Genomic DNA, 13,382 nt, shown 5'->3' on the forward strand with positions numbered 1-13,382 from the left:
GTCGGCGCTCATTGCCTGGGACAAAAACATGGACAGCGTTTCGGTCGGGGGAAATAGCCGCTGGCGATGCTTGGGTATCGATGACTCGACACCCCGCAATAACTCAGGATCGGAGAGCAGCTTGAAGAAAGCATGAGCATTGCTGTTCGTGGCGTGCTGGCGCATACGGTGCTGTTGATGTCGGACGATTTGGCGTCTACGATTCACTCGGGCTGTGTCCTTGCTTGATCGGTGTGTGTTCGCAACTATCACCGTAGACCAAGGCCAGCCTTTTTTCATTTTTTCGCAGTCGTATCAGCTAGTTAGCTGTTAAGTAAGTGCCATTCAGGCCGAAGCCTCTTTTTTTGGATTTCTACCTACTTCAATGGAAGTCTATAGAAAATAATTGGAGCGGGAAACGAGACTCGAATTTAGTTACCCTACGGAATATGAGGTTTCCCATTATTTGTGGGAGTAGATAGTGATTCCTAGACTTGTAGATCACGCTGTACAGGTAGCAGAGGCATTAACGGATGATCGCCTTCCTAATGCCCAGGTTCTGGCCCGATAAAAAGACCGCACGGGTTCTATGATGACACCAGCCTAAATGTCCCTCCCTCGAACTCCGTCCGCGATAAACGCTCACGCAAATCGGCATCCAATCTCGAATCTTCGGGCCGGTACAATCGAGTCCTCTTCAGCGCATCCTCCTGATCAATATGAGTGCCCAAGAAATCCCACACCACACGCGTGCATGTCGGTGCGCGCTGGTCTGTAGCCGATACGCCTAGCTTCAGTCCATTGAGCCGAGACAAACGGCTTTTGTAGCTAGGAGACACATCAGTATTGCGCAGCATCCAGTCGCGCTTGAACGAATCGCAGATATCGACCACCCCACCCGTCTGCCCCTGCAAACGCTTGGCCGTGTGATTCGCCAGCTTTGCCAAGGTCTTGGTACGAGCAATGCCAACCCCAACCGGAATTCCCGTGCAGCGCAGCACATGACTGCGGATCTTACGGCCGAGAGCATCCAGCCCCTCAATACCCGTCAGGTCCGCAAAAGCGTAAGCGTCCGCCCGACACCCTCTTGCTGATCAGGCCTTCACCTGCTTCTTCAGCCATTGGTTGACCCAATCGCAGTCAAACGCCGTCGGATCAAATCCATCATCCCCATACCACTCCGACATTTCTTCATGTTCGGGATGATTCGGATCTGCCAACGCTGCCAGAAACTCTTCATAACCAGCCACACCGCCAATATCTTCCGGCGGGCATCTATTGGCCCCATCGATGCAACACGGCACCTGCGGGAAAATAATCGCGGGCAAGGTTTTCTCGACTTTGATGCGCAGTTCCCAGTTATCGCCAAAGTCGTAGACATAACGAAACGTCTTCTTCCCGTACAACACGTTGATCAGCTTTTTACGCTGCTCAGAAATCACCGGCGGGCCCCAATCCGGGTCAGGCACACCGTAACTTTCACCATCAATTTCAAACTCATGCAGATGCGTGTCGCTCCAGCCAAACACAGCCTGGATCACCTGATGCAACTTGCTCAAGGTGATGTTTTCAGGCACTGCAACTCGACGCCAGATCGAAGGTTTTATCCATTTAAATTCGATGTGCAGCACCAGAACCTGATCGGTTTTAATCATGGACGGAGAAATCGTTTTGGGCATGAGTCAAGCAGCCTCGCTGTGTTCGAGGGGGTTAAGGGAAACGTTCCAGGGCAACAGTTCCTCTACCCGGTTGATGGGGTGCTCGGCGATTCGCTCCAGCACGTGGGTCAAATAGGCTTGCGGGTTCAGGTCGTTGAGTTTGGCAGAGCCCACTAGGCTATAAATCGCAGCAGCTCGCTCTCCACCGGCATCGGAGCCGACGAACAGATAATTTTTTCTGCCTAGCGCGACGGCGCGCAATGCTCGTTCGGCAGCGTTGTTGTCGATCTCAATCCGCCCGTCATCGCAGTAGCGCACCAGTGCCTGCCACCGATTCAGGGCATAGAAAATCGCACCACCCAATGCCGATTTTTTCGACAGCTGAGTCAGTGTTTGGCTAAGCCACACGTGCAATTGCTGCAACAGTGGGCCGGCTCGGCTTTGCCGAGCTGCTTTTCGCCGGTCGGGCGGTTGACCGCGAACCTCACTTTCAATGGCATACAACGCCGCAATTCGTTGCAACGCTTCGGCGGCAAGCGGCGAGGACTGGTCTTTGTAAACGTCGTAAAACTTACGCCGGGCGTGAGCCCAGCAGGCGGCCTCTTGAACGCTGCCCGAGCTATATAACTGAGCAAAACCAGCGTAGCCGTCCGCCTGCAAGATCCCGCTGAAGTTCTTGAGGTGAGCGCGGGGATGTTGTCCTTTGCGATCCGGCGAGTAGGCAAACCACACTGCCGCTGGCGTTGTGGATCCGGCGGTACGATCGTCGCGGACATACGTCCATAGGCGCGCCGTTTTGGTTCTGCCGGTGCCAGGTGAGAGTGCGCCAATGGGTGTGTCGTCGGCGTGGACCTTATGGGCACTCATGATGTGAGATTTGAGCGCGTTGACCAACGGCCTGAGTAACTGGCTGCTTTGGCCGACCCAGTCGGCCAAAGTCGAGCGCTCCAGATCCACGCCCTCGCGGGCGTAGATCTCGGACTGCCGATACAACGGCAAATGATCGACAAACTTCGAGACCAGCACATGGGCCAACAACCCTGGGCCTGCGAGGCCTCGGGCTATCGGACGACTCGGCGCCGGCACTTGGGCGATGTGCTCGCAGCACTGGCAAACCCACTTTGGACGGACATGGCGAATGACTTTGAAACGTGCCGGAACATACTCCAGCACTTCGGACACATCCTCACCTAAATGGCAAAGCTTCCCACCGCAGTCAGCGCATTGCGACTCGGGCTGATGGACGTGGATTTCGCGAGGCAGGTGTTCAGGTAACGGCTTGCGCCGAGGGACGGTACGAAGTGGCGGTTCGGTTGGAGGCGTTAGTGTTGTCTGGCTGACTTCCAGCTCCTCCAGACTCAACTGGAGTTGGTCGATCATGGTGTCCAGTTGCTCGGAGCTGCGACCGAACTGTGTGCGACGCAGTTTGGCGATCATCATCTTCAAGCGCTCAATCTCTGCCCGCTGGGCAGAGACCAGAACCTTCAAAGCTTGAAGATCATTGGGCATAGAGTCGGTCACGAGAGTCATGACCGCATGTTACTGGGGTTTTTCAGTGCGGCAAGTCAGACCGCAAGGACAGGTGCTGTACGAATTGGCCTGCGCCAATCAATGCCCTCCAACAGCATCGACAGTTGCGCGCTCGTCAGCGACACGCTGCCGCTGGTTGCTTGCGGCCAGACAAAGCGCCCTTGTTCCAACCGTTTGCAAAACAGGCATAAGCCGTCGCCATCCCACCACAACAACTTGATCCGGTCACCGCGTCGTCCACGAAAGGCGAAGATCTGACCGGAGAAGGGATCGGCTTTCAGCTGGGTCTGCACCAAAGCCGCCAATCCGTCGAAGCCACGGCGCATGTCAGTGACGCCGGCGGCGATCCAGATACGGGTTCCAGCAGGAGGAGCAATCATCGCAATAACTGCTGCAAGACGAGTTGCAGCGTCTGCGGATCGGGTGCACCCGTAATACACAGCTTGGCTTTTCCTACTTCAACTGCGATCTCGGAATAATGCTCTGCCGGTGGCTGGACGACTTGCGCCAGATCCATTGGCGTCTCGATCATCTGAACGGGCAAGAGCGTTATACCCTGGCTAACCGGGCCGAATAATCCCTCCTGATACTGTTGCCGCCAGCGAAATACCAAGTTGGCATTGACGTCATGTTCGCGAGCGATCAACGACACGGAGGCGCCGGGCTGGAAGGTGGCTTCGACGACTCGGCGTTTAAAGTCGAGCGGGAAGTTGGGGCGACGACCCGCTCGACGGGCTGGGGCAACCGTATCCAAGATAGTGTCCACTAAAAAATGGTGTCCACTATCTTGGCCAATTTGGAGGGCTGTCAGGAGAGGGTGCTGGGCGGACGGTTACGCAAAAGCCTCATCGATGTAAAGGAAAGATGTCAACCCATGGACATGAGTGAAACCCGCGCCGACTCTAGTTTCCCGCTGAATACACCATGGCCATGGACATCCCCCTGTGAAGGGCTTTCAGAGTCTAATTTGTCCATACCGAAATCTACTGTTGACCGCGGACAGCACAGCTCGTTGCCTAGTGGAATCATTCGTGACAGGCAGTTTTCGGCCAAAAGCGGACAGATTTAGGCTCCGGGATATAATGAAACGAAAGCTGAAGCCGGGATGCTGCCCCCCCCTCCAGCAGCGGCTGACTTCTGCGACATTGCTGCCAAGCCATAGATGCAGGTTTTATTCCACGTAGCGACCAACACATACATCTTTAAGGATATTGGACAGGACGGCGGCTGGATGTTCATCACTGGATCGTTCATGATGCAGGGCGCTGGCCCAATGTCTCTTTACATCGAACTAAAACATTGAATGGTCTGCGTTAAGATTTATATAAAACATAATATACGCACTATCAAGGATAGGAAGTAATTACTATGCCAGAGGAATTCATTGAGGACGAATTCGATATTGATGAGTCAATGCGGGAGCTTGATGCTCTAGATGCAGAAATTCAGGAGATTCTCAGATTCGAGGAAATTCAAAGCGCGGCATATGATAAAGCTTTCGCGTGGTGGGATGTAGTCGATGGATCGCCATCTATACTCAAACGTTATAAGTCAAGCATCGTATCACTGGAGAAGATGTTCCCTACGCTCAGCGATAGCCCAGAGGACAGGTTTTCACGTGGGACTCTTCTTGTAGGGTTGGTCTCGGCGTATGAGGGACTGGTTCATGATTTTTTTCTCCTTTGCTGCCAGTCCTACGCTCTTGCGACCAAGGCTGCATCAAACTTGAAGAATCTTCTGCCCGAAGACAAGAGTTATCTTGGGCTTAAGGTCGATTGCCCCCGTGATGAATTGATTTTAAAGTTGAAGAAAAAAACCTTTCATGACCCGACGCAGGTGACGCGGCTGTGCAATGTGTTGTTCGAGTTGCCACTCCCAAAGGCTCATGAGAAGGAAGTTCTTTATTACAACGCTCTATTAAAGGCCAGAAATTCTTACACGCACAACGGCGGTTATGAAGACGGCAAGGAATTCAAAGTCTCAATGAAAACTTTGCGCTTTTCTTTCAAATATTTTCACATGCTGGCTGATTCCTATGAGCGGCATATCGGTGAGCGGGCGGTAACCGCCGCAGATGAGGCAGACAAGACTTAAAACAAAGGTCTTCGTGTACATGAAGGGCAGCATCACCTGTTCAGGTGGGTAATTGCATTGATTTGACCACCTCTTGGCATTCGAATTGACCAAACATTTGCATCGGATATGACAAGCGCACGGGTAAGTCTTAGCCGCCAAAAATCGGCCCAAAGCGGTCTCTCCCAAAAGGCAGCAATCAGCTAGGTCAGTACCGGGGAAGATCCACATCTTCAGCGTAATCGGCGTGTTGCTGCGCTCGAACTTGTAGCGCATGAAGGTCTGCTTTTGGCCGACTACTGCCCTTCGTAACGGGCAGCCATCGGCCAATAGCGGTCTTTCGCGGGTGTCCGCTAAGCGACCGGACGTAAGAGGTCATGGTGCATGAGTCGGTGATTAGAGGCGATCCCCCATCGCGCGCATTAGCTCTGGCATAAAGATAGGACGGCGCTGCCGTACTCAGAGTCCTGTTTGGGGTGAAAAAACTCCTGCTTCCGCAGGAAAGATCAACTAGCGTTTTCATAGACACAAACGAAACAGGATGATATTGGAACGACGGCATTTGGTTTTCATGGCTTCCCCCTCATTGAGTGCTTGTGTCAGCGCAACCTTACTCAGCATGTGTGTAATGGTAATGAGTGATTTAGCTATTTATACACTTGCACCACCCACACACGGTCATCGCCGTCTTGGTCACCGAAGACTTCTATCTCTCCTGAAGGGGCTATCACTGAAACAGTTCTTACACTAAAAATTGGCTCAACCTTGCATCCGGCCAGGTGGTAGAAATCTGCTTGGGTTTTTGCTTGGTCTTCGGAGTCACAGATCTGTATTGCTAACTGAGTCATTTTATTGCTCTCCGCTTAGGGCGTCATTTAGTGGCTTGGCGGTTCCGTTGTATGAAAGAAGCAAAAGATCTCTAAAGTTAGGGCCAGACGTCTCCCGCAATAGCGCTTGTTTGGTATTCTCGCTGGAGAAGGTTGCCTTATTTACCAACGCATCCTTCTTCGTTTTATCGAGCTTTCCAGTTGCATCTGAAATGTTTGCCATTATTTTATTAATTACGGCAATCTGAGATTGCTGTTTTAGTCTGTTGGCTTCATGTATTTCCGGTGAGACTGAGTTGGCGGGGATGGAATTACCGGCAGTATTCACAACTCCAGACCCGCTGCCTGCGAGCAACCTTGCCGCGAAACCGGTCGCGAAATACTGCGCTAGAGAACCGCCTGCCTTTGCGTTAGGTACGGACGCGGCAGTACCTGCTTCACCAGCAGCTTCGCCTTGAAATGTTGCCAGAACAGAATATGTGTCTTCGGCATCCGGACCTGCGCCGCCGCCGCCACCACTAGTTCCGACGAACCGTTTGCAGTTTTCGCTAGAGCAGTCTTGAGGGACAAGCTTACCTCCACTTTGCTTGTTAGCGAGTAGTGGCATCCATACTGCTTCCTGGCGCTTGTACCCTAAGGTGACTCCAACGCCGTTAACGGGATCTTGGGACACGTCTAACGCGATTTTTGTGTTTGTCCCAAAAATCAGTGTATTGGAATGTTTTGGTGTGCTACAGCCAGTAGTAGCGAGCAATAACACTCCTATGTAAGTTAATGCTACTGTCGTCCCGTGCATGTTCCTTCCCTCTGAAGTTTTTCCAGCGTTTCAAGTGCCTGGTTTAATTGCTGCGTATCGTTCACTAAAATAACAAGGCGGCAATCAAATGGTATGCTTAGTATTTTTTCGTGAACATATCCGATTGCGATTCCGTTATCAGCGCGCACACCGACCCCAGAAATTTCATATGTGCCCAACCGACCGCCGTCCATTACCTGATTGGGTGCGGAGGTTTTAAAAAAACCGTAATATCGCGTGACAGGTTCGCCATCTGCTACGCCCCGGCCCTGCGACTGACACCCGCTAAATATTAATGCTGCGCACAGGATCACCCCGCATTTAGTTCGCAACTTTGCATCCTCAAATTTAGCGCCACCTAACTGCTTTCTAATGTCTCACTATTGATACACCTATGTTAATTTCGGTGGTGTACTCTAGGCAGTTTTGAGCGTAGATCTATTTGTTTTTTTTTCAATAGTATCGAATAAAAATATTTTTCTCGTTGGTTTGCACGACATAGAGGACATAGAGTCAGGTCCATCCAAAAGGCTGTAGAACAACCCTGTTTGAAAGGGTTAACTGACCGGCTAGGGAGGCGATTGCCCACGTTATTCGCAACGGCTTGTAAATACCCAAGAAAATCAGTGAGGGGTAGCTATGACTCGTTTTTTGCCCGTCGCGCAGGACGGCAACCGACCCAAAGCTGCACCTCATGGAGGGCAGGAATCGGCCAAAAGCCGCCGGTCGGGTCAGGCGACTTCCGACCCGCTTCCGTCATTCAGAACTGGCTAATTGGCAAAAGTCAGACAATTGAGCGCGTCTATGAAATCAGGGGCGATTCACAGCTTCGACGAATACGCTCAGTGGGAGAGTGAGATTTTTCATTGGGTGGTAACCGTCCGGCCAACTCACCTTCCTGACTCCGACGCCAAAGGCGATGGTGTCCACCTAATTTAGGTGGACACCATTTCTAGCCTTTTAAGCGGGTCTTTCATGCAGCCACAACGCCGATCCTATTCCAAACCCTTCAAGGCCCAGGTAGTCCAAGAGTGCGCTCAGCCCGGCGCGTCGATTGCCAGCGTCGCGCAGCACCACAGCCTTAACGCGAACCTCGTCCATAAATGGATTCGGGTACAAACGAACAAGGCCATGGAGCTGCAACCTGCTTTCATTCCGCTACCTTTGCAGCTCGCCGGAGGGCATTCCCAGGCTCCGTCATCGAGCATCTGCGTTGAAATCCAGCACTCGCGTGGCACCGTCAAAGTAAACTGGCCGACCGAAAGCGCTGCCGCCTGTGCCTCCTTTCTGCGAGACCTGTTGCGGTGATTCGAATCGATGCGATTTGGCTCGCCACCGAACCGATGGACATGCGCGCCGGCACCGAAACGGCGTTAGCCCGGGTAATTGCCGTGTTTGGTGCGGCGAAGCCGCACTGCGCTTATCTGTTCGCCAATCGCCGCGTCAATCGGATGAAAGTTCTGGTGCATGACGGCGTGGGTATCTGGCTGGCGGCGCGACGATTGAATCAAGGCAAGTTTCACTGGCCCGGCATTCGGCACGGATCGGGGGTCGAACTCGATAACGAGCAACTTCAGGCTTTGGTACTGGGCTTGCCATGGCAGCGGGTCGGTGCTGGCGGCTTGATCACAGTGCTGTAACGCCTGCCATTAGCCCATCGGTTTATCGCTGCTGACTTCCGGCTCTGGCACAATCTGCAGTATGACTTCCTCGCCCAATCTCGATCAAATGACGCCGGAACAGCTACGTGCCTTGGCCGAACAGGCCTTGCAGTTGCTGTCCCAGGTCGACTCGATGGGCCAGAAAATCCACCGCCTTGAAACGGTCAACGAGCAACTCGCTCATGAGATCGCCATCCTCAAGCGACACAAGTTCGCCAAGCGCAGCGAACAGCTAAGCCCTAACCAAGGTAGCTTGCTCGACGACCTGCTCGACACTGATATCGCGGCCATCGAGGCCGAGCTGAAGACGGTCAATCCGCCACCTGCACCGGACGAGCTACGTCAGAAACCCAAGCGTGCGCCGCTGCCACCGCAGTTCCCACGTACAGTGATCCGTCACGAGCCAGAAAACACCCAGTGCGGGCGCTTTCGTGACTGGCGCAATCGCGGGACATTCGACCGGATGCTTAAGCGGCTTCACATTAGATTGAACGAGCAAGGGTTAATTGATCTGGAGACTTGAATGATCGATTCCACGGCGGTACGCGCAACCCGGGCCTCTTCTGGTGCTGGGAAAAAAGGGGCCTGAAGAACCGCAAGACCATGCCCTCGGACGAAGCCGGGGCGGCCTGACGACGAAGATACACATGCTGTGCGATGCCAAGGGCGTACCGCTGAACTTTCTACTGTCCGGCGGGCAAGCTAGCGACATTGCCTATGCACAGCCGCTGCTGGATACCGCTCACATCCCAAGTTTGCGAGGGCGCCCTCGCAAGCGCTGCCGATGGTTGCTGGCCGACAAAGGCTACGACGCCGAAGCGTTGCGGCGCTAATGCGACCGCTATCAGATGCAGCCGGTCATCCCGCTGCGCACGATGAAGCGCAAACCCAAGCCGGGATTACCGAGACTGTTTGATCGCCCCAAATACCGACAGCGCAACATTATTGATTGAGCGCATGTTCGGCTGGCTAAAGGAGAACCGCCGCATCGTCACGCGCTTCGACAAGCTCGCGAAAAGTTATGCGGCGATGATCTCACTGGCTTGCGCCATGCGGCGTTTGAGACAGTATTTTTCGTACAGTGCCTAGGTCGGCTAGGCGCGCATACTGTCGCTATGTGACTGAAAGAGATTAGAGAGTGCATCGAAAACCGAGCGTATTCAGCAGGCAAAACTGGGTGATTACACAATCAAACTCAGATTAGCACTAGCGTAAAAGGATGCACACAATGGCAACGCACAACGATGCTACCGGCTGTCTCTTCTCCTATCGCGATATCGTCATTGGGGTGTGGTTCCACGCCATCTGCAATCACGCAAACCGCAACAGCTTCTTATAATTGCTTGCGATGAAACTCTCAGAAATCATAGCAATGATTTGGCTCGACGTTTTTACACACTCAGGGCGGAAAGGGAGGGCGCGGCTTTCACCAAAAGCTCGGTGTATTAGTATTATCTGAGAGCTTTGAAAAACTCGGCACTCCGTCAACCTTCAGACTCGGAACTGATCCATCAGATTTTGCTGATGGTTCGCCAAGCTGTCCAACGAGTGACTAATACGTGCTGAGTCTTTGGCCTGATCCGATAACAAACTGGTCAAGTCGCGAATGCTATTCACGCTGCGGTTGACCTCCTCGGCCACAGCAGTTTGCTCCTCAGCAGAACTGGCAATTTGCAGATTCATGTCAGAAATAACGGTTACTGCATCTTCGATCTGACGCAGAGAAACCACAGCCTGACTAACCTGTTCGACACTGACATTAGCGAGTATTTGAGTATGCCCCATTGCGCTGACTACAGTCTCTGTTCCTTGCTGGAGGTGCACGATAACATTTCGGGTGATTTCAACTGACTCTTGGGTACGGCGTGCAAGGCTACGCACTTCATCCGCAACCACAGCAAACCCGCGGCCGGCATCTCCCGCACGAGCAGCCTCAATAGCCGCATTGAGGGCAAGGAGGTTTGTCTGCTCTGCAATTGAGCGGATGACTTCCAGCACGGAACCAATTTTCTCGCTGCTGACCGCCAAGCTTTCAACTTGGCCCATTGAGTTCCCCATTTCCTTTGCCAACTGCTCAATACCGGCTGTAGCTCTATCAATGACTTCTAAACCCACACGCGTGGCTTGGTCAGCATCTCGGGCTGCTTGCGCAGCGAGGGCAGCGCTTCGCGCGACGTCATGAGCTGTTGCGCTCATTTCTTGAGAGGCAGTGGCAACTTGATCAATCTGACGGTACTGCCGTTCCATACCAGCGCTGGCCTGGCTGGCGATGGAAGCACATTGGGTCGCCGTCACCCTAGCATCGGCAACTTGCAGCTTCACATCCGCAATAGTCGGTTGGAGCTTGTCTAGAAACCGGTTGAACCACGTGGCCAACTGCCCCAGCTCATCCTCCTGGCTGTACCGCAGGCGTGAAGTAAGGTCACCCTGCCCGCTGGCGATATCCCTCAACATCTCAGAAATGTTGAGTATTGGACGAGTCACTTTTAGAGCCATCAGCCATATCAAACCCAGGCCAATAAATGCCACCACCATTCCGGCACCTAGCTCGACCAGACTGCCAGTTTCGTTGATCTTCAGAAGCTCATTTTTGAGTATCTCAGCAGGCTCCAGGAGAGCTTTTTCAGGAACATCCAAGAGAATCCCCCAAGGTGCTCCATCAGGAATCGGCGTGAACGGTACAAGAATTTTTAATCGCGACTGACGTTGAAGTGCAGTGATACCTTTCTCTCGTCCCAGAGCAGTAACAAGAGATGCTCCGTCGATAGCGTCAACCTGTTGAAATGACTCTCCCAGCCTCGAAACGTCCAAGCTATAACCGGCCAACTTCCCAGTAGCGCTCAAAATGCTAATTATGCTTTGTCCGTTATAGAGATCACGACTGGTTGATCGGCTTAGGTCCTGCAAACTATCCAGACCAATATCAACAGACAGTGTAGCTATTAACTCACCATTTTCAACCAATGGAAAACGAATACTCGCTATCAGAATTTTCTGCCCATTAATGACCGAAAAATAAGGCTCTTTAACACAGGGCTTAACACTTTCGCGCGAGCAAATATTAGAATTAACCACCCCAAAGACCTTTGACTCCGAATTATCGCCGGATATCTGGCTCTCAGAGATGGATCTAAATAATAACTGCCCTGTCGCTGACTGAGACCATGAAAAGGCATACCTACCAATTTCATTGCTGCCAAGCTGAGAATCACCTACAAACGAAGCATCTTTCTTATCGATTGAATCATTCTTAAATACTAAGGAAATCCCTAGCAAACCAGGATTACCCTGAAGAACGGTTCTAGTTTGAATAATTAAATTTTTACGCAGGAAAGTAGCGTCATTTAACCGAGCCTCCGAATGCTCCTGCAAGAACTGTTGCAAGTGGCGGCTGAATCCGTTCCCATATTGATAGGCATCTGTAAAAACCTTGCTTATCATCAACGTTCGCATTTGGCCTTGTGATTCGATTCGTGCCTGAGCAGCCTCTGTAAGCATACGTGCGCTGCTATCCCCTACAAGATCAGAGTTGTACTCCATTCGAAATAATGATACCGCCATTAAAAGCGCAATAACTCCGGCAAGGCTAAGCCCGGAAAGAAAAACAATCTTCCATTGGATAGATAGTTTGGAAACAAACATCGTATTCTCCCAAGATTGCGAATGTAAGGGCGCGAAGTTCCCATGCCGGCTTATTGTTGTGGTAAGGAGGCGAAAATTTAAACCAAAGAGTTACAACAGATACAAAAGTACATCGTTTTTTTTCTGAACTACCGGAACAAAGCCCGGCAGTTCTAGAAAACCAAACGCTAAAATATCCTTATAGATCTAAAACTAATTTGGCCGATTTCGCACGAGAGCAACATGGTGTAAATAGCCTCCCTGACTTTCGCTCGCTTTCACTCAGTACGGAATCCTTATGGTCTGGCTCACCCTCAAGAATATTGGTAATACAAGAACCACATATTCCTTGCTGACATGATACCAAAACCTCGACACCAGCTTCTTCCAAAACGGCGGAAACAGACTTATCAGCTGGAATAAAAAACTTCTGCCCAGTGCTAGCAATCTCCACCTCAAATCCTTCGTCCGTAGGCGCCTCGATTGGAGCAGCGGTGAAAGATTCCCGATGGATGCGATCGTTTGGCATGCATGCTTCAGCAGTGGTAAGTACCCAATTTATGAATCCTGCGGGACCACAAATATATAATCGACTCTTATCAGTCTTAACAATTTCCTCAATATTTAGCCCTGGTGTATTTGTCTCATCATCTATATGTAAGATGACGAAATCCTTGAACTCAGGGCTCTCGAACACATCGAGAAAAGCCCCGGTGCTACGGGAGCGGATGCAATAGTGCACCTCAAAAGTCCTTTCCAATCGGCGCAACTCGCGGGCCATTGCTAAAATAGGGGTTACGCCGATTCCTCCGGCCACCAAGATGAACGTGTCATCGGCATCTTCTAGCGGAAAATAATTACGAGGCTCGCCGACCAAAATCAGCATTCCTTGCTGAAATGTTTCATGAATGGCTTTTGATCCCCCACGAGACACAGGCTCATTGAGCACGGCGATAACATATCGGCTGGTCTCAATGGGATCATTACTCAATGAATATTGCCTGATGAGACCATCTGATACCTTCACATCTATATGTGCTCCAGCGGTAAAGGCTGGCAAGGCCTCGCCGTTGGGGTGACGAAGTTCGAATATACTGATTGAGTCAGTTACGTCATCACGCCTGAAGACTTCAACTTCTAACCATTTTCTCATAAAAATTTTCTCTTTTAGGCAAGAAGGCCACAGATGATATATTCGTCGCTAAGTTAAGAATTCTGCACCTAGCGACGGACGACA

General features: G+C 51.7%; 10 protein-coding genes and 5 pseudogenes. 5 read left to right on the forward strand and 10 right to left on the reverse strand.

The annotated features are described in order from the left end of the window. From BM317_RS31160 to BM317_RS31170, 6 genes and pseudogenes are all read right to left on the reverse strand, one after another. Positions 1-207: pseudogene (locus BM317_RS31160) on the reverse strand (IS4 family transposase); the annotation flags it as partial. 605 nt (positions 208-812) lie between these two features. Further along, a pseudogene (locus BM317_RS31355) lies at positions 813-1,043 on the reverse strand (DNA polymerase V subunit UmuC); the annotation flags it as partial. A 30-nt stretch (positions 1,044-1,073) separates the two neighbouring features. After that, positions 1,074-1,634: a plasmid pRiA4b ORF-3 family protein gene (locus BM317_RS17405; RefSeq protein WP_256572757.1), complete on the reverse strand. Its 561-nt coding sequence runs from the start codon at positions 1,632-1,634 to the stop codon at positions 1,074-1,076. Positions 1,635-1,661: 27 nt separating this feature from the next. Continuing rightward, positions 1,662-3,167 carry an IS66 family transposase gene (locus BM317_RS17410; protein WP_092475423.1) on the reverse strand — a complete coding sequence of 502 codons (1,506 nt, stop codon included), beginning with the start codon at positions 3,165-3,167 and terminating at the stop codon, positions 1,662-1,664. A gap of 35 nt (positions 3,168-3,202) precedes the next feature. Next, the gene (gene tnpB / locus BM317_RS17415; RefSeq protein WP_092143378.1) at positions 3,203-3,547 is read right to left on the reverse strand and encodes an IS66 family insertion sequence element accessory protein TnpB; all 345 of its coding nucleotides are present in this window, start codon (positions 3,545-3,547) and stop codon (positions 3,203-3,205) included. A 197-nt stretch (positions 3,548-3,744) separates the two neighbouring features. After that, positions 3,745-3,933: pseudogene (locus BM317_RS31170) on the reverse strand (transposase); the annotation flags it as partial. Positions 3,934-4,535: 602 nt separating this feature from the next. On the opposite strand from BM317_RS31170, the gene BM317_RS17425 reads away from it, so the two are divergent. Beyond that, positions 4,536-5,261 (forward strand): hypothetical protein, encoded by a 726-nt coding sequence (locus tag BM317_RS17425; RefSeq protein ID WP_092475425.1) that lies wholly within the window; start codon positions 4,536-4,538, stop codon positions 5,259-5,261. 626 nt (positions 5,262-5,887) lie between these two features. Here the strand turns inward: BM317_RS17425 and BM317_RS30185 are convergent. After that, positions 5,888-6,088, reverse strand: coding sequence for a hypothetical protein (locus tag BM317_RS30185; RefSeq protein WP_139236041.1), 201 nt, complete (start codon positions 6,086-6,088; stop codon positions 5,888-5,890). A gap of 1 nt (position 6,089) precedes the next feature. Next, positions 6,090-6,821, reverse strand: a complete 732-nt coding sequence (locus tag BM317_RS30190; protein WP_139236042.1) for a hypothetical protein — start codon at positions 6,819-6,821, stop codon at positions 6,090-6,092. A gap of 1,017 nt (positions 6,822-7,838) precedes the next feature. Between BM317_RS30190 and BM317_RS17435 the strand changes: the two genes are divergently transcribed. The 4 genes and pseudogenes from BM317_RS17435 to BM317_RS17450 form a co-directional block, all read left to right on the forward strand. Further along, entirely contained in the window at positions 7,839-8,171 is a 333-nt protein-coding gene (locus tag BM317_RS17435; RefSeq protein ID WP_256574161.1) for an IS66-like element accessory protein TnpA, read from the forward strand. After that, complete coding sequence (tnpB, locus tag BM317_RS31175; RefSeq protein ID WP_139236043.1) at positions 8,168-8,503, forward strand: IS66 family insertion sequence element accessory protein TnpB; 336 nt, start codon at positions 8,168-8,170, stop codon at positions 8,501-8,503. Before BM317_RS17435 ends, tnpB (BM317_RS31175) begins: the two co-directional genes overlap by 4 nt. 61 nt (positions 8,504-8,564) lie before the next feature. After that, a pseudogene (locus tag BM317_RS17445) lies at positions 8,565-8,945 on the forward strand (transposase); the annotation flags it as partial. Between the two features lie 3 nt (positions 8,946-8,948). Beyond that, positions 8,949-9,613: pseudogene (locus tag BM317_RS17450) on the forward strand (IS5 family transposase); the annotation flags it as partial. A 402-nt stretch (positions 9,614-10,015) separates the two neighbouring features. Here the strand turns inward: BM317_RS17450 and BM317_RS17455 are convergent. Together BM317_RS17455 and BM317_RS17460 are read right to left on the reverse strand one after the other, a co-directional pair. Next, positions 10,016-12,166: a methyl-accepting chemotaxis protein gene (locus BM317_RS17455; protein WP_092170163.1), complete on the reverse strand. Its 2,151-nt coding sequence runs from the start codon at positions 12,164-12,166 to the stop codon at positions 10,016-10,018. Between the two features lie 178 nt (positions 12,167-12,344). Further along, a complete protein-coding gene (locus BM317_RS17460; RefSeq protein ID WP_092170167.1) occupies positions 12,345-13,298 on the reverse strand; it encodes a PDR/VanB family oxidoreductase in 954 nt (317 codons plus the stop codon). Positions 13,299-13,382: the final 84 nt, after the last annotated feature.

The sequence above is a fragment of the Pseudomonas sp. NFACC24-1 genome (assembly GCF_900115235.1).
Lineage (GTDB): Bacteria > Pseudomonadota > Gammaproteobacteria > Pseudomonadales > Pseudomonadaceae > Aquipseudomonas > Aquipseudomonas fluorescens_AA.

Excerpts from the sequence above, each read along its gene's own strand:
- BM317_RS17425 (WP_092475425.1), top strand. The coding sequence starts at position 4,536 with ATGCCAGAGGAATTCATTGAGGACGAATTCGATATTGATGAGTCAATG.
- BM317_RS30185 (WP_139236041.1), bottom strand. The coding sequence starts at position 6,088 with ATGACTCAGTTAGCAATACAGATCTGTGACTCCGAAGACCAAGCAAAA.
- tnpB (WP_092143378.1), bottom strand. The coding sequence starts at position 3,547 with ATGATTGCTCCTCCTGCTGGAACCCGTATCTGGATCGCCGCCGGCGTC.
- BM317_RS17410 (WP_092475423.1), bottom strand. The coding sequence starts at position 3,167 with ATGACTCTCGTGACCGACTCTATGCCCAATGATCTTCAAGCTTTGAAG.
- BM317_RS17455 (WP_092170163.1), bottom strand. The coding sequence starts at position 12,166 with ATGTTTGTTTCCAAACTATCTATCCAATGGAAGATTGTTTTTCTTTCC.
- BM317_RS17460 (WP_092170167.1), bottom strand. The coding sequence starts at position 13,298 with ATGAGAAAATGGTTAGAAGTTGAAGTCTTCAGGCGTGATGACGTAACT.
- BM317_RS17435 (WP_256574161.1), top strand. The coding sequence starts at position 7,839 with ATGCAGCCACAACGCCGATCCTATTCCAAACCCTTCAAGGCCCAGGTA.
- BM317_RS17405 (WP_256572757.1), bottom strand. The coding sequence starts at position 1,634 with ATGATTAAAACCGATCAGGTTCTGGTGCTGCACATCGAATTTAAATGG.